The 15,444-nt window shown below is 55.0% G+C and carries 13 protein-coding genes; 7 read left to right on the forward strand and 6 right to left on the reverse strand.

Annotation, left to right across the window (positions count from 1 at the left end):
- Positions 1-39 precede the first annotated feature (39 nt).
- The 3 genes from GO984_RS08355 (at position 40) to GO984_RS08365 (ending at position 2,158) form a co-directional block, all read left to right on the forward strand.
- Positions 40-408, forward strand: coding sequence for a MerR family transcriptional regulator (locus tag GO984_RS08355; protein ID WP_157022086.1), 369 nt, complete (start codon positions 40-42; stop codon positions 406-408).
- Positions 401-781, forward strand: coding sequence for a carboxymuconolactone decarboxylase family protein (locus GO984_RS08360; protein ID WP_157022087.1), 381 nt, complete (start codon positions 401-403; stop codon positions 779-781). The genes GO984_RS08355 and GO984_RS08360 overlap by 8 nt, the downstream gene beginning before the upstream one ends.
- 96 nt (positions 782-877) lie before the next feature.
- The gene (locus GO984_RS08365) at positions 878-2,158 is read left to right on the forward strand and encodes a DUF3422 family protein (RefSeq protein ID WP_157022088.1); all 1,281 of its coding nucleotides are present in this window, start codon (positions 878-880) and stop codon (positions 2,156-2,158) included.
- On the opposite strand, the gene GO984_RS08370 is transcribed toward GO984_RS08365, so the two are convergent.
- From GO984_RS08370 to GO984_RS08385, 4 genes are all read right to left on the reverse strand, one after another.
- The gene (locus GO984_RS08370; RefSeq protein ID WP_157022089.1) at positions 2,094-3,167 is read right to left on the reverse strand and encodes a YeeE/YedE family protein; all 1,074 of its coding nucleotides are present in this window, start codon (positions 3,165-3,167) and stop codon (positions 2,094-2,096) included. The two genes, GO984_RS08365 and GO984_RS08370, sit on opposite strands and share 65 nt — an antisense overlap.
- Positions 3,168-3,389: 222 nt before the next feature.
- Complete coding sequence (locus tag GO984_RS08375; RefSeq protein ID WP_157022090.1) at positions 3,390-4,337, reverse strand: ABC transporter permease; 948 nt, start codon at positions 4,335-4,337, stop codon at positions 3,390-3,392.
- Positions 4,330-5,337: an ABC transporter permease gene (locus GO984_RS08380; protein WP_138161798.1), complete on the reverse strand. Its 1,008-nt coding sequence runs from the start codon at positions 5,335-5,337 to the stop codon at positions 4,330-4,332. The genes GO984_RS08375 and GO984_RS08380 overlap by 8 nt, the downstream gene beginning before the upstream one ends.
- Positions 5,338-5,482: 145 nt before the next feature.
- A complete protein-coding gene (locus GO984_RS08385; protein ID WP_157022091.1) occupies positions 5,483-7,183 on the reverse strand; it encodes a peptide ABC transporter substrate-binding protein in 1,701 nt (566 codons plus the stop codon).
- Positions 7,184-7,473: 290 nt separating this feature from the next.
- Here GO984_RS08385 and GO984_RS08390 point away from each other — a divergent pair, with 290 nt between their 5' ends.
- The 4 genes from GO984_RS08390 (at position 7,474) to GO984_RS08405 (ending at position 13,007) form a co-directional block, all read left to right on the forward strand.
- Positions 7,474-9,294 carry a dipeptide ABC transporter ATP-binding protein gene (locus GO984_RS08390; protein ID WP_167740277.1) on the forward strand — a complete coding sequence of 607 codons (1,821 nt, stop codon included), beginning with the start codon at positions 7,474-7,476 and terminating at the stop codon, positions 9,292-9,294.
- A gap of 1 nt (position 9,295) precedes the next feature.
- A complete protein-coding gene (gene argE / locus GO984_RS08395; protein WP_157022093.1) occupies positions 9,296-10,459 on the forward strand; it encodes an acetylornithine deacetylase in 1,164 nt (387 codons plus the stop codon).
- A gap of 201 nt (positions 10,460-10,660) precedes the next feature.
- The gene (locus tag GO984_RS08400; RefSeq protein ID WP_157022094.1) at positions 10,661-11,827 is read left to right on the forward strand and encodes a M20 aminoacylase family protein; all 1,167 of its coding nucleotides are present in this window, start codon (positions 10,661-10,663) and stop codon (positions 11,825-11,827) included.
- A gap of 16 nt (positions 11,828-11,843) precedes the next feature.
- Positions 11,844-13,007 (forward strand): M20 aminoacylase family protein, encoded by a 1,164-nt coding sequence (locus GO984_RS08405; RefSeq protein WP_157022095.1) that lies wholly within the window; start codon positions 11,844-11,846, stop codon positions 13,005-13,007.
- Positions 13,008-13,097: 90 nt separating this feature from the next.
- Here the strand turns inward: GO984_RS08405 and GO984_RS08410 are convergent, their stop codons facing one another.
- Entirely contained in the window at positions 13,098-14,141 is a 1,044-nt protein-coding gene (locus tag GO984_RS08410) for a glycosyltransferase family 4 protein (protein WP_157022220.1), read from the reverse strand.
- Entirely contained in the window at positions 14,134-15,444 is a 1,311-nt protein-coding gene (locus GO984_RS08415) for a 3-deoxy-D-manno-octulosonic acid transferase (RefSeq protein WP_157022096.1), read from the reverse strand. The genes GO984_RS08410 and GO984_RS08415 overlap by 8 nt, the downstream gene beginning before the upstream one ends.

A 15,444-nucleotide genomic window follows, 5' to 3' on the forward strand; every position in this document is an offset into this window, starting at 1 on the left:
CTATGCTCAACCCGAATCGAAACCGGAGCGAGCATAGTCATGAAGATTTCCAACCTGTCAGCGCAAAGTGGCCTGAGCATAGACACTCTACGGTTCTACGAGAAAATTGGGCTGATTGACCCGCCGCCGCGCGACGGGGCTGGGCACAGGGATTATCCTCCTGAGGCCCCAAATTGGATCCGGTTTCTTAGCCAGTTGAATGCTACTGGAATGAAACAAGCGGACCGCATTCGATATGCCCGTCTACGGGCGGCAGGCGTGACAACAGTACCACAACGCCGCCAGATGCTTGAGGAGCACCGCGAAGTGATCCGGGCACAACTGGAACAGCTCACCGATGTTCTGGCGCTCATGGACCGTAAGGTCGAGATTTATCAAAAGCTGGAAGAGGAAATGACTGATGTCTGACGCATTGCAAAAGGGGCGGGACCTGCTTGCCGATATGAATCCGGGGTTGGAACAACTGTTAGCGGATCGATATGATGCGCTTGTGCCCGGTATGGCGGAAACTTTGGTCGAGTACGGCTATGGTCGGCATTATGCCCGCGCTGGTGTGGATCTGAAGACCCGTCAGCTGTGCACCATTGCTGCACTAACCGCATTGGGGGGGCACACCGCACCGCAGCTCAAAGTGAATATCAAGAATTCGCTGGCGGCGGGAGCCAGTCAGACAGAGATCATTGAAGTGATCTGGCAGATGGCTCTTTATGGTGGAATGCCAGCTGCCATCAATGGGTTGAACGCCGCCAAGGAAGTATTCGAACCCGGTGATGGACCGTAACGTATACGACGGTATTCCTGTAACGCTCTGAAATAAAAGGTTTCTTTACAGGTTGTATTGCTGCATCTATTCTGCGGGTTCAATCAGGAGCCAACGATGCCGCCGATTCAAGATCACCCGCTGCGCTATCAACTTGCAAACGAGCTACACGCGCGGCCGTTTCCGAACATGTCGAGCCCAAGTACGGTTGTGTATCTTGCCTTTAAGCAACCAGTAGAGGCTGTGCATCGGGACCGGGCCAAAGATGTGGAGCACCTGATCGACTTGCTGGACCGTCACGGGGCTGCACATCCAAAACCCGGTGCCACCCACCATTCGGCTCAGATTGGTCGTCACACCCTGAAATGGGAGCAGCACACCGAGTTTGTCGGCTACATGGTCTATTCCTCCGGGGTTAGCGCGCGGGCTTTTGATCCGGTTGATTTTGAAGTGTTTCCAACAGAGTGGCTGGAACAGGCGCCCGGTCAAAGGGTGACATCGCTGATTGTTCGGGTGGAGCCAAGACCAGCAGCACAGTCTCTCTCGACTGCGCTGCAAGATTGGTTCGTACCGGAAAGTCTGGCAGTGTCCAGCGTTCTGGATGACGGCACAGTGGTTGCAGGCGATTTTCGAATTGATCCTGCAGGCCACATGCGGTTTGCATTGTTTGCCAACAAGGACACTGACACCAGCCGGATTGGCCGGGTGGTACAGCGCCTGTGTGAGATTGAGACTTACAGGGCAATGTCGATGCTTGGCTTTTCTCGCGCGCGCGGGCTGTCGCCCTCGATTGGTGGTCTCGATACGCATCTCAGTGAGATGATGGTGGAAATGACCACGGGGCAGGAGTCCGCGGATCAAACTCTGGCGCAGCTTTTGACAATATCGGCTGAACTGGAATCGATGGGGGCGCAGGCTGCGTTTCGCTTTGCGGCCACTGGCGCCTACGAAGCCCTGGTAAATCAACGCATAAGTATGCTCCGGGAGGAACGTTTTGAGGGCTACCAGACCTTTGCTGATTTCATGCTACGCCGCTATGAGCCAGCGATGCGGACTGTGAAGTCAACCGAGGCGCGGTTGGGGACACTTGCAGACAGAGCGCGACGGGCAGGGGAGCTGTTCAGAACCCGAGTTGATGTGGAGCGCAGCGCCCAGAACCAGGCGTTGTTGGAAAGCATGGACAGACGCGCTGATCAGGCGCTGCGGTTGCAGACCACGGTTGAAGGACTGTCCGTAGTAGCTATTAGCTACTACGGCGTGTCGCTTGTCTCCTATGCGGCCTATCCAATTGCATCCATGCTAGACCTCACCAAAGGTAATCTTACAGCGATCATCACTCTGCCGGTTGTAGCGCTGGTTTGGTTGGCTGTGCGTCGGATCCGGAAGAAATTGCATTGATCAGCAGGTTGGTGGCAACACCACCAACCGCAATTGATACCAGTGCCAGACCTGCAGCCACGCTGAGGGTTGGGATCCCGGCAAGGCCTGCACCTACAGTACAGCCTCCGGCCAGTACGCCACCCAGCCCCATAAGTGCCGCGCCGGACAAATATCTGGCGGTCTGACGCGGGCTCTCAAAGCTCTGCCATTGAAAACTTCCGCTTAGTAGGGCTGCTGCCAATGCGCCCAGTAAAACGCCGCCTACCAACCCGGTGCCAAACCCGGCTGGTATTGCGCTGGAAGCAATGCCAAAGAAAAGGGTCTCTGCTGTGGGGGACGTGAATGACAGGCTTTCCATGGCTATAGGATCAAATTCATCAAACAGAACAAATCCGGTGCCAATCCATCCCACTGGCACCAGCAGTCCAATTACAGCCGCTCCAATCAGAGCTAGCGGGCGGTTACCGGATCGCAGTGCAAGACCCAAAGCTGCGATTGCCAACACACCGCTCCAGATCAGCGCGCCACCGGGCAGAGCGGCCAGCGAAGTGGTTGTGCCCAGATCTAGGGTCACAGATCCCAGTGCCACCCGAACAGGCGCCAACACTCCTTTGAGCGTGGCGTGGGCCACTACTGCAAAGACAAGGATCACCAGGGCGGCACGCAAGTTGCCGCTGCCGCTTAGCACCATCAGTCGGGACACACAGCCACGGGTCAGGATCATACCTGCGCCAAACATCAATCCACCCAGCACAATGGCCAGCACTGGAAGATCTGATGCCAGCAAGCGATGACTGTCAAAGCTGATCCATTCCCGTGCGACGGCAGCTTGGGTTCCAATGACAGCAACAGCAAGAGCAAGCGCCCAAACACCCGCAGCCTGGCGACGGTCTTGGCCAACAAGTGAACGGCGAAAACAGAACCGGGTCAGTTGGGCCAGAGCGCCAAAAAGCAACCCCAATCCCAGCGCAAACAGAACAGACACTTCTCTTGCGGTGGTGTCTTCGAACCCAAATGACTCAAACATCACAAACTCCACGTGGAAAACAGAATTATTTCCCAATTGGAGGGTTTGAAGTGGCCTGACAACCTGCAACACCGATCCGTTGCAGGTGCGAGTTGGGAGGATTTCCCAAACCCTTGGCTGAGGGTGAGATTTCCTTCTGTATGTCGGCGCTCCTAAATACAAACAGCCGCCCGATGAGGGGCGGCTGCTGGTAATGTTCTTTTTTGAGATGACGCGGCTGAGTTAGCGTCCCCGAATGCGAGGATCGAGCGCGTCACGCAGGCCATCACCCAGATAGTTCACACTCAATACTGTCAGCGAGATTGCAATTCCTGGAAGCATGACCCGCTCGGGGAATTCTTCCATCCGCTGCACAGCATCTGCCAGCATCTTCCCCCATGTAGGGAAGTCAGATGGGAAACCAACACCTAGGAACGAGAGCGCACTTTCGGTGATGATTGCCGCGGCCAGTCCAAGGGTCGCAGAGACCATGATCGGTGAGATCACGTTGGGCAGCAAGTGACGCCAGATCATTGCACCGGGGCGGGTTCCGATTGAACGGGCCGCCAGAACAAACTCGCGTTCTTTCAGTGCCAGAACGTCACCACGTACGATCCGTGCGGTTGGCATCCAGCTGGTGATACCAATGATGGCAACAATCAGAATGAACATGCCGCCCTCTGGGCCAAAGTTAGAGTGCAGAGGTTGGCGGAACAGTGTAACAGCCACCAGCAACAGCGGTAGAATTGGCAGCGACAAGAACAGGTCGGTCAGTCGCATTAACGGGCCGTCCAGTCTCTTGAAGAACCCTGCAATGACGCCGACCATGGTGCCAATAAACAGGGTCAGCAACATTGCAGCCCATCCCACAGCCATAGATGTGCGTCCACCGGCCAAAAGGTTGGCCAGCCCATCGCGACCCAGCTGATCGGTGCCCAGGGGATTACCCCAAGCTGTCTTCGCATCAGCATCAAACAGCACATGGTATATTGGCCGGAAGTCGCGGGCGCGATAGTCGATCTTTTGCGGATCAAGCGTCCAGATATAGGGGCCGAACAACACGGCAAGGGTGATGAAGATCAGAAAGCCCCCACCCATCAGTGCGCCTTTGTGTTTCTTCAATTGGTCCCAAACATTCAGCCATTGGCTGCGTGGTGGGGCAAGCGGGGTCTGGTTGGACAGATCAGTCATAGCGGATCCTCGGATCAAGCAGGCCGTAGAGGATATCTGCAATCAGGTTGAAGAACACGATCAGCATCGCAAAGATGAAGGTCAGCGTTTGAACGGTTGGCAGGTCATTGGCAAACAATGCGGTGATCAGCTGTGAGCCGATACCATTGACCGAGAACACCTGTTCAGTGATGATGGCGCCGCCAAAAATGGCAGGCATACCCAGCGCAATCACTGTGACCACAGGTATCATGGAGTTGCGCAGCACATGCACCATGACAACAACGGATTCACTCAGTCCCTTTGCCCGTGCGGTTCGGACATAATCCTGGTTCAGGTTGTCCAGCATCGAAGCACGCATGTAACGGCTGATCTGAGCCGTGGTCTGCAGCGCCAGAACCATCACCGGCAAGATCATTTGTCTGAGCTGGTACAAAAAGCTGTCCCAGTCATCCACACTATGGGTGGTATCATAGATAAACGGGAACCAGCCTAGCTGCACCGAGAACACAACAATCAGCAGTGGCCCGGTAAAGAATGGCGGGATCGAGAAGCCGATCATCGTGACAAAGGTACCGCATTGGTCGAACACCGAATACTGGCGATAGGCCGAGTAGATGCCGATGGGCAGCGCGATCAGGATACCGACCACGTAAGCTGTGCCAACAACCCACAGTGTTTGTGGGATACGCTGAACGACGGTGTCCATCACAGGCGAACGGGTCTGCCAAGAGATCACGCGAAGGTCGCCAACGGCGTAGGTCGTGCCAAAGAAATGGTCGATCATCACCTGAGGTTCAATCCAGAAGAACTGAACCAGCCACTTCCAGAACCGGATGTGCATCGGTTGGCCAAGGCCCAGGGCCTCGCGCATTTTTTCTTTGACTTCAGGGGGAACAGTCAGGGGGACCTGGGCCATCGGATCGCCTGGGGCGAGCTCGAGCAGCAGGAAAATTACCAGACTGATAAAAAGAAGGGTTGGCACTGACAGGATCAGTCGCCGGATTGTAAAGGTCAGCATCAGGTAGGGCGCCTTTGCGAATGCGTCTTAAGTTTTAGGAGCAGAGAAAGTGCCTCGGTTCCTGTCGCAGGCGCCGTATACGTTACCGGCAGCGAAAGGCAAGAGGCCCCGGTGTAACACCGGGGCCTCCAGAGGCGCTAACCTCTTACTTGATGCGGTACCAGTCCGCGACGTTCCACAGTTCGCTGTCCCATGTGTTCAGAACAACGCCGCCGAGCGAGTTGGCGTGAGCCGAAACACGACCACGGTCAACCAATGGCACAACAACATAGCTTTCTTTGGTCAGCATGTCGTTCAGTTTCTTGGCGATTTCGCCACGCTTGGCGAGCGAACCGGTGCGGCCAAGTTCTGCAACCAGCTCATCATACAATGGGTCACAGTAACGGTTCATGTTTTCACCCTGCCACTGTGTTTCTGGCTTGGGAGCCTTATCACAAGTGTGCTGAGCCAGATAGCTTTCTGGGTCGGTGCCGTCAAAGTTGTTGGCATACATTTCAACGTCTGCGTAGAAACGCTGGAATGTGTCAGGCGAACCTGGGTCACCACCAAAGAAGACCGATGCGTTGATGTTACGCAGTTCGGTTTCAACACCAATTTCTTCCCACCACTGTTTGATCAGAGCCTGGAAATCCTGACGCACGGCGTTGGTCGAAGTTTGGTACAGCATGGACAGACGAACACCGTCTTTCGCGCGGACACCGTCGGAACCAACAACATAGCCAGCTTCGTCCAGCAGTGCCTTGGCACCTTCAATGTCCTGAACCAGGCAGTCAGTGTTATCCGAAGCATAGGCCAGCGGAGCAGGTACTAGGTTACAGGTTGGGCGACCAGCCTGACCATAACCGATTTCGACCAGCAGATCACGGTCGATAGCCATCGACAGAGCTTTACGTACATTGAGGTCTGTCAGGAATGGGTGCGGGTGCATGACTGTTCCGCGCTCGCCTTCTGGCAGGTCTGGCGACGTGTTGGTCAAGTTCATTTCGATACGCTCAACCAACGTACCAAATGCGGAAACCGGTGTACCCTTACCGCCTGCAGCCATCTTGGCTAGGACATCGGGTGCCAGCTGAAGGTTCCAAGCATAGTCAAATTCGCCTGTTTCCAGAACGGCACGACCGGAGGCCATAGCACTACCGCCACCTTTGAAGGTCAAAGATGCAAATGCTGGTTTGGCCGCGTCACGGTAGTTGTCGTTAGCAACCATCGAAATTACGTCATTTGGACGGAAGTCAGTGACAACAAACGGGCCTGTGCCGATTGGGCCAAAGTTGGCTTCTGTACACTCAGGAGCCTTGGCACCGGTACAGTTTTCGAACTGAGCCATCTGGATGATTGGCGACTGGCCACCCATGAAAGGACCATATGGGTTTGGCTTTGGTTCACCGAATGTAACAGTCACGGTCAGATCATCGATGATTTCAACCGAATCAACACCTTCGAATTTGGCCAGCTGCGCGCAGCCACCTTCGGGGTTCATGCAGTAGTCAGCGGTGAACTTGACGTCAGCTGACGTTACATCGCTGCCGTCAGACCATTTAAGGCCGGACTTCAGTTTCCAGGTGATGGACTTCAGGTCTTCAGAAACACCACCGTTTTCAACGGTTGGAATTTCTTCTGCCAGATAGGCAACCAGAGCACCATCTTGGTCGTAGCGACCCAGAGGCTCAACAACCAGCGAAGCAGATTCGATGTCTTTGGTGCCGCTGGATAGATATGGGTTTAGAATCGATGGGGCCTGCCAATAAATGATATTGACGTGGCCGTCCGAGCCGCGCTCAGCAAACGCTGCGGGGGCCAGAGCCGTACCTGCAATAGCGCCAAGCAATAGGGCTTTGATTTTCATTTCACTCTCCTTGTCGGACACTTACGTGTCTTGATCCCGGACCATTGTTGGCCGCGGGTTTTACCGCAATCCCTGCGGTTTAGGGTCGTCCCGTACAGAGGGGGGGCGTCAACTGAACGCGGTGTTCGGAACGCTCAACTCCCCCTGGGCGGTCACTGCGCGTATCGAAACATAACCTCAGAAAATTGCAAGCCTCCTTTGGGAATTTTCGTTACAGGGTTTGACGGGCCAATTCTGCCGGCGTAACGTCCGCAAAACTGAAAACAACCATGCATAGAGGGAGCGCCAGGGTGTTAGATCAGCCAATTGCCCAAATTAAAGGACTCCGAGTCGAGTTTCAGACCAAAGATGGTCCGGTCGTAGGGGTCAAAGATGTCTCTTTTGACATCAATCCGGGCGAAACTGTTTGCGTGGTTGGCGAATCCGGCTCTGGTAAATCCGTTTCTTCGCTGTCGCTTATGCGTCTGGTCGAGTTTGGCGGTGGCGAAATCGCCGCCGGTGAACTGATGTTTGATCGCCGGGAGGGCGGTCAAATTGATTTGTCCAATGCTGGGCAAGACATGATGAAAGAGATTCGCGGTGATGAAATAGGAATGATCTTTCAGGAGCCCATGACGGCCCTGAACCCGGTTTTCACCGTTGGACGGCAGTTGACGGAAGGCTTGCGTGTTCACAAAAACATGAACAAAAAGCAGGCTGAAGAGCGTGCTTTGGAACTGCTGCACCAAGTTCGTATCCCTGAACCCGACCGGCGCATGACCCAATATCCCCACGAATTGTCCGGTGGGATGCGCCAGCGTGTGGTGATTGCAATGGCAATGGCCTGCGAGCCACGCTTGTTGATCGCGGATGAGCCTACAACTGCGCTGGATGTGACCATTCAGGCCGAAATTCTGGCGCTCATGGATCGTCTGAAGCGCGAAACTGGTACTGCGGTGATGTTCATCACTCATGATATGGCGGTTGTGGCACAGATGGCCGACCGCGTTGTGGTGATGTTCCGCGGCAATAAGGTCGAAGAAGGTCCTGTCGAACAGATCTTTGAAAACCCGCAGCACGACTATACCAAAGCGCTATTGGCTGCGGTGCCTAAGCTGGGCGAGATGACCGGCAAAGCCTATCCGGAGCCCATGAAATTGATGGGTGTCGAAGGTCAGAAAATCGAACCAATCAAGGGCACCGAAGAGGTGATTCTGAGTGTCGAAAATCTGACAACCCGGTTCGACGTAAAAGGTGGGTTCTTGCGTCGGAACGTGGCGCAGGTGCATGCGGTTGAGGATGTTTCGTTCAAGCTGAATAAGGGACAAACCCTGTCACTTGTTGGCGAATCAGGCTGCGGAAAATCCACAACAGGGCGGGCTATTCTTAGATTGGTCGAACCTCAGTCAGGTAAAGTACTCTTTGACGATTGCAACGTGCTGGATCTGAACCAAAACGAGTTGCACAAGGTCCGTCAGGACATGCAGATGATTTTTCAGGATCCTTTTGCGTCCTTGAATCCTCAGATGGTTCTGTCTGAGCAGGTTGCCGAACCTATGCGTAACTATGGTTTGGCCAGCGGCTCGGAGTTACAGGATCGAGTGGCCAATCTATTTGATCGTGTTCAGCTCCCTCGAGATTTTATGCGTCGCTATCCACATGAAATGTCTGGTGGTCAGCGTCAGCGTATTGCTATTGCCCGTGCGCTGGCTCTGAATCCCAAGCTGATTATCGCAGACGAAGCAGTTTCAGCGTTGGATGTTTCGGTTCAGGCTCAGGTTTTGAACCTGATGATGGAACTTCAGGCTGATCTGGGGCTTTCGTTTTTGTTCATCAGCCACGATATGGCAGTGGTAGAGCGGGTCTCGCATCAGGTTGGTGTTATGTACCTTGGCCGAATCGTCGAATTGGGGCCGCGTGCCCGGGTGTTTGAAAACCCGCAGCATGCCTACACCCAGTCGCTAATGAAGGCTGTGCCAATTGCTGACCCGCGTCAGCGTAAATCTGAGCGGGATTTGAACTTTAAACCCATCCCGTCACCGATTCATGGGCTCGACTACAAGCCCGAACCTTCGCAGTACCTAGAGGTCGAACCTGGCCATTTTGTGCTGACAACTGACAGCGGATACTAAAATGACCAACAAAATGACCCCTCTTGAGATCATGCAGAAGCTGATCTCATTTCCAACGGTGAGCAGTGAAAGCAACCTGCCGTTGGTCGAGTGGGTAGAGGAGTATCTTGGCTCGCACGGTATCGTCAGCCACCGCTACACGGATCCGGATCAACCAAAAGCGGCCCTTTTTGCTCACGTAGGTCCGCAAGTCGAAGGTGCAGTTGTGTTGTCCGGGCATACCGATGTGGTGCCGGTCGAAGGACAGGCTTGGGACAGTGATCCCTTCACGGTGATTGAGCGCGACGGTAAGTATTTTGGCCGTGGGACCTGTGACATGAAAGGCTTTGACGCACTGGCAATTTGGGCGCTGGTCGAGGCGCAGACCGTTGGAGTCAACCGTCCGCTGCAGCTTGCGCTTAGCTATGATGAAGAAGTGGGCTGTACCGGCGCGCCACCGATGATCGAGGCGATGCAGCCGATTCTACCAAAGGGATCAGCGGTGATCGTAGGTGAACCTTCGATGATGAAGGCGGTTACGGGGCATAAAGGCGGTTATGGCTATGCAACCCATGTTCATGGATTCGAAGTGCACAGCTCGTTGGTTCACACGGGTGTCAGCGCCATCATGCAGGCCGCCAAGCTGGTCGACTGGACCAATATCCGTAATGCCGAAACCTGGGCGCAGGAGCCTGACGAGATTGCAGCGATGTTTGAACCACCTTGGACAACCCTGCATGTAGGGGTGATCAATGGCGGGACGGCCCAGAACATTACCGCAAAGGATTGCCAGTTCAGTCTGGATATGCGGATTTTGCCAACCGAAACCGCGTCTGATTGGCGCGACGCATATATGCAGCGAGTAGGTGAGGTCGAGGCCGAGATGCAGGCGATCCATCCGGATACACGAATCGAAGTTGAGCAGGTATTTGATGTCCCTGGCCTAAAACCCGAAGACGAGGGCGAAGCAGAGGGGCTGGTCCGCGCAATTACCGGTGACAATGGCAGCCACGTGGTCAGCTATGGCACCGAAGCAGGCCAGTTTCAGCAGGCCGGGTATTCGGCCGTTGTCTGCGGTCCCGGGGACATCGCCCAAGCCCACCAGCCAAATGAATTTGTGACGGTTGCACAGTTCAACGCAGGGCATGACTTCATGAAGAAACTGGTTGAGCGGTTGGCTGCATAGTCCGATTTCAGAGTGATCTGCCTAACAAATCAAATCTTTAGAGGGCTGCCGCGGCGGCCCTTTTTGCTGTTCAGGCTCCTCCCAAGACAACGCATCAAAAATCGTTATACGACCAACAAAATTCTTTGCATGACCGCGCCTTGAGATACTTGATAAGACAACTTATTTGTTTGACAGTGAGCGGAACCATGGGAGGTTTGTATGCCAATCAAAAATAGTTTCGCCGAGATGCATGGTGAGATAACAGGCTGGCGTCGCCACCTGCATGAAAACCCTGAACTGCTGTATGACGTACACGAAACTGCGGCGTTTGTTGTTGAGCGGCTGAAAGAGTTTGGAATAACCGACATTACCACCGGAATCGGGAAAACCGGTGTCGTTGCGACTGTTAAAGGTAAGACGGATACCAAGGGTCGAGTGGTGGGCCTGCGCGCGGATATGGACGCGTTGCCGATCGAAGAAGCCACCGGCGCGGAATACGCCTCAAAAGTGCCGGGTAAGATGCATGCCTGTGGCCACGACGGCCATACTTCGATGTTATTGGGGGCCGCCAAATATCTGGCCGAGACCCGCAACTTCGACGGCACCGCAGTGCTAATTTTCCAGCCCGCTGAGGAAGGTGGGGCAGGTGGTAAGGCCATGTGTGACGATGGCCTGATGGACCGTTGGGGCATTCAAGAAGTCTATGGAATGCACAATGCGCCGGGTTTGCCTGTTGGTGAGTTTGAAATCTGTAACGGCGCCTCGCTGGCGTCTTCAGACGAGTTTGAAATTGTGGTGACAGGTAAGGGCGGCCACGCAGCGATGCCCCACGAGGCTGTTGATACCACATTGGTTGCGGCACAGATCCTGATTTCCCTGCAAACCATCGTGTCGCGTAACGTTGACCCGATCAAACGCGTTGTATTGACCGTTGGCACGTTCGAGACCGACAGCGAAGCGTCAAATGTCATTGCCCATTCTGTACGCATGGCGGGGACTGTTCGCACGTTGGACCCTGAATATCGCAAGATTGCCGAAGAGCGCGTACGCCGGATTGCGACCGATACAGCCTCGGCCTTTGGTGCCAGTGCCGAGATTAACTGGGACGCCGGGTATCCGGCAACCATTAATACCCCGGATGAAACGGTATATGCTGCGGATGCTGCGCGTGCCGTGGCAGGCACGGTCAATGACAACGCTGAACCGATCATGCCCTCCGAAGACTTTGCTTATATGCTGGAAGAACGCCCCGGCGCCTATATCTCGATTGGCAATGGCGACAGTGCCATGTGCCACCACCCAGCTTTTGATTTCAACGATGATGCTATCCCCGCGGGATGCAGCTGGTTCGCCGAACTGGTTGAACGACGTATGCCCGCACTCTGAAGAAGGAAGACCCTAGATGCCCGTTAAGAACCGTTTTGCCGAACTGCAGTCGGAAATCACCGAATGGCGCCGCGACATTCACGAAAACCCCGAAATCCTGTTCGAAACCCACCGCACCAGCGCCTTAGTCGCAGAAAAGCTGAAAGAGTTCGGCTGTGATGAGATTGTCACCGGCATTGGCCGAACTGGTGTTGTTGGTGTCATCAAAGGTAAAAGCAACACGTCTGGCAAAGTCATTGGTCTTCGGGCTGATATGGACGCACTGCCAATCCATGAGGCGACCGGGCTGGACTATGCCTCCAAAACAGATGGCGCCATGCATGCCTGTGGCCATGATGGTCACACCGCTATGTTGCTCGGCGCGGCCAAATACCTGTCTGAAACCCGCAACTTCGACGGTTCAGTTGTGGTGATCTTTCAGCCCGCCGAAGAAGGCGGCGGCGGCGGCAAAGAAATGTGTGATGACGGCATGATGGATCGCTGGAACATCCAAGAAGTGTACGGAATGCATAACTGGCCGGGTAAGCCTGTTGGCGCGTTTGGTATCCGCGCGGGTGCTTTCTTTGCGGCCACTGATCAGTTTGACATTACTTTAGAAGGATTTGGTGGCCATGCCGCCATGCCACAAAAAACGGTCGATACAACTGTGATGGCAGCGCAGGCCGTTATGGCCTTGCAGACTATTGCCAGCCGCAACGCGGACCCGGTAGATCAGATCGTTGTCTCTGTGACGTCTTTTGAAACCTCATCAAAAGCGTTCAACGTGATCCCGCAATCGGTTCAATTGAAAGGAACCGTGCGTACTATGAGCGCCGAAATGCGTGATCTGGCCGAAAAGCGGATCAACGAGATCTGTTCGGGTGTTGCAGCGACATTTGGTGGCAGCGCTGATGTGACCTACATTCGCGGTTACCCAGCGATGGTCAACCACGAAGAGCAGACTGAATTTGCTGCTGATGTGGCACGCAAAGTTTCCGGTGGCTGTGAACACGCTGAGTTGGTGATGGGGGGCGAAGATTTTGCCTTTATGCTGGAAGAGCGTCCTGGCGCCTATATTCTGGTTGGCAATGGCGACACCGCCGCCGTGCACCATCCCGAGTATAACTTTAACGACGAAGCAATCCCTGCTGGATGCAGCTGGTGGGCTGAGATTGTCGAGCAGCGGATGCCTGCTGCCTAACGCAAACTAAAAAAGGGGGGGCGATCTGCCCCCTCTTGACCTGCGGCCAATTCACCCCCGAGGATATTTAGGGCTAGATGAAGTGGGATCCTAACCTTTTTCCCAAAGGTTTTGATAGACAGTTTCAATCCCAGAGGCTTCGAAGCCAGAGCTGAAGCTGTGGACAGAAATGTCGCGGGCATCTCGGCTCATCTCGGCGTATTGAGACGGATTGCCTAGGATTGTATCTGCGGCTGTGGCGGCGGCGGCAGCGTCTTTGAGAGGGACCACGGCACCGGCTTTTCCTTGCGCGGAAAACTCTTGGTAATATCCGGTATCAGATCCAACAAAGGGTACACCGCTGGCCATGCCTTCGAGAGGGACCATTCCGTATCCTTCGTAACGGGGGAGTTGCATAACCAATGACAACCCACGCATCAAATTCGGTAGCTCTGCAGGACCAACCTCGCCAGGAAACAGGATGCGATCTGAAAGGTTGGCCGCCTTGATGCGCGTTTGAAGGTCGGCGAGGAACCTTTGATGTTCACGTCCGGCACGGCCAATAACCAACGCCTTGGCCGTGGGGTGCCGAGGGAGCAGCTGGATCATTGCATCGACAAACAGGTCGGTGCCCTTTTCTGGGCGGATGCGCCCGATTGTGGCGAAGCCCTGCGTACCACCATAGCCCAAAGCAGACCAAGCCGCTGCGCGGTCCGGGGCCGGGGTGAAGAGCTCTGTATCAACCCCATGCGGCACAACAGCCTGCACGTTGTCCACATAGTGTGCGGCGATTTCGGTGGTGGCGACAATCGCATCCATCTGACGGATCAGCCAGCGCGGGTATGCAGAATGCAGACGCTGTGCTGCTGAGGTGAACACGACGCGAATTGGTAGTTTCAGCACGTCGCGTGACCAAATCGCAGCGCGCATTTCTGGATTGCGGCGGACATGCCATATGGAAAAGTCACGTCCCTCTGGCGCGGTTTTGCACATCTCGCGCGCTTGCTTCAGTGTGATCGGGGCTGGGCATCCTGGCAAAGGGTAGCCGACCAGATGCAGATCATGCTGCTTGGCTTGCTGGCGGATGACATTGGCGGCAGTGGCAGAAACACCAGTGAAGTTTTTGTTGAAGTTGGTGACAAATAACTCAGCCAATTTTCGGGTCCAGTTCAAGCTCATGTATCAAAGTGTCGACCACGTCATGCAGTTGTTTGGATTGGCCGTTGGCAAACGCGTTTGCTGCCTGTTGTGCTTGTTTCAACGCTTCGGGTTGAGAGAGCCAATGCGAGACCGCCTTTGCAAGCTGTTCGGCGTCGTGTATTTCGACCGCGCCTTTGGCAGCGATCATAGGGGGGAATGTTTCAGTAAAATTGTGGTATCCTGGCCCGGTAATCACGGCTGCGCCAGCCTGTGCGACCTCAAACGGGTTGTGACCGCCAATGGGTTCAATTGATCCGCCCAGAAAAACGATGGGCGATAGTGCATACCAGCAACCCAATTCGCCCATAGTGTCAGCCAGATAAATCTGGATACCTTTGGTGGGTAGCTCGCCTTTGCTGCGACGGGCAAAACTCATGCCAGTTTTGGCAATTAGATCCGTAACGTCGTCAGCACGTTCGGGATGGCGGGGGACCAGCAGTAAGCAGAGATCCGGGTGATCCTGTAACAGTGCCTTATGAGCCGTCAGCACTGGTTGTTCTTCGCCGATGTGGGTGGAGCTCGCCACCCAAACCGGGCGTGTGTCTAAGCTGTCACGCAGCTGCGAAAGTGTGTCTGCATCAACGGGGAGAGGGGCGCTTCCTGCCTTGAGGTTGCCACCAGCGTGCACATGGTCAGGATCCGCGCCAAGGCTGAGCAGATGGTCAGACATGCGATCATTCTGGGTGAGGAACAGAGAAAACTGCGCCATAATAAAACGTGCGGTTGGCGCCTTTTTCTGCCAGCGTGCTACCGAACGCTCAGACAGTCGGGCGTTGACCAGTGCCAACCGAGCGCCAGAGCGACGGGTGGCAACCAGCGTGATCGGCCATAATTCACTTTCGACAAAAATTGCAGCGGCTGGGCGCCAGTGAGCCAGGAAGCGTTGAACGGGGCTGGTGGCGTCCAGTGGGGCATATTGATGACGACAGCGGGGCGGCATGCGTTTTGCCACTACCTCTGCAGCTGTTGCAGTGCCCGAGGTTAGCAGGAACTGTGCCTGTGGTAGGTGCTCGCCTAGGCGTGCAATCAGGGTTAGAGCGGCAAGACTTTCCCCGACCGAGGCGCCATGGAACCAGATGAGTGGTCCTTCAGGGCAGGGCAGGCTGGAATACCCCAGGCGTTCCTTCTGGCGTTCGTTTGATACACCCTGCGCAGCCAGCTTGGCCGCGACCTTGCGATAAGCAAACGGGGCGATCAGCGCTGTTGCACTGCGATACAGATAATAGAGCAGCGTTGGGCCGCCGCCTGTCGATGCCAT

Origin of the sequence: Parasedimentitalea huanghaiensis (genome assembly GCF_009753675.1) — a bacterium.
Lineage (GTDB): Bacteria > Pseudomonadota > Alphaproteobacteria > Rhodobacterales > Rhodobacteraceae > Parasedimentitalea > Parasedimentitalea huanghaiensis.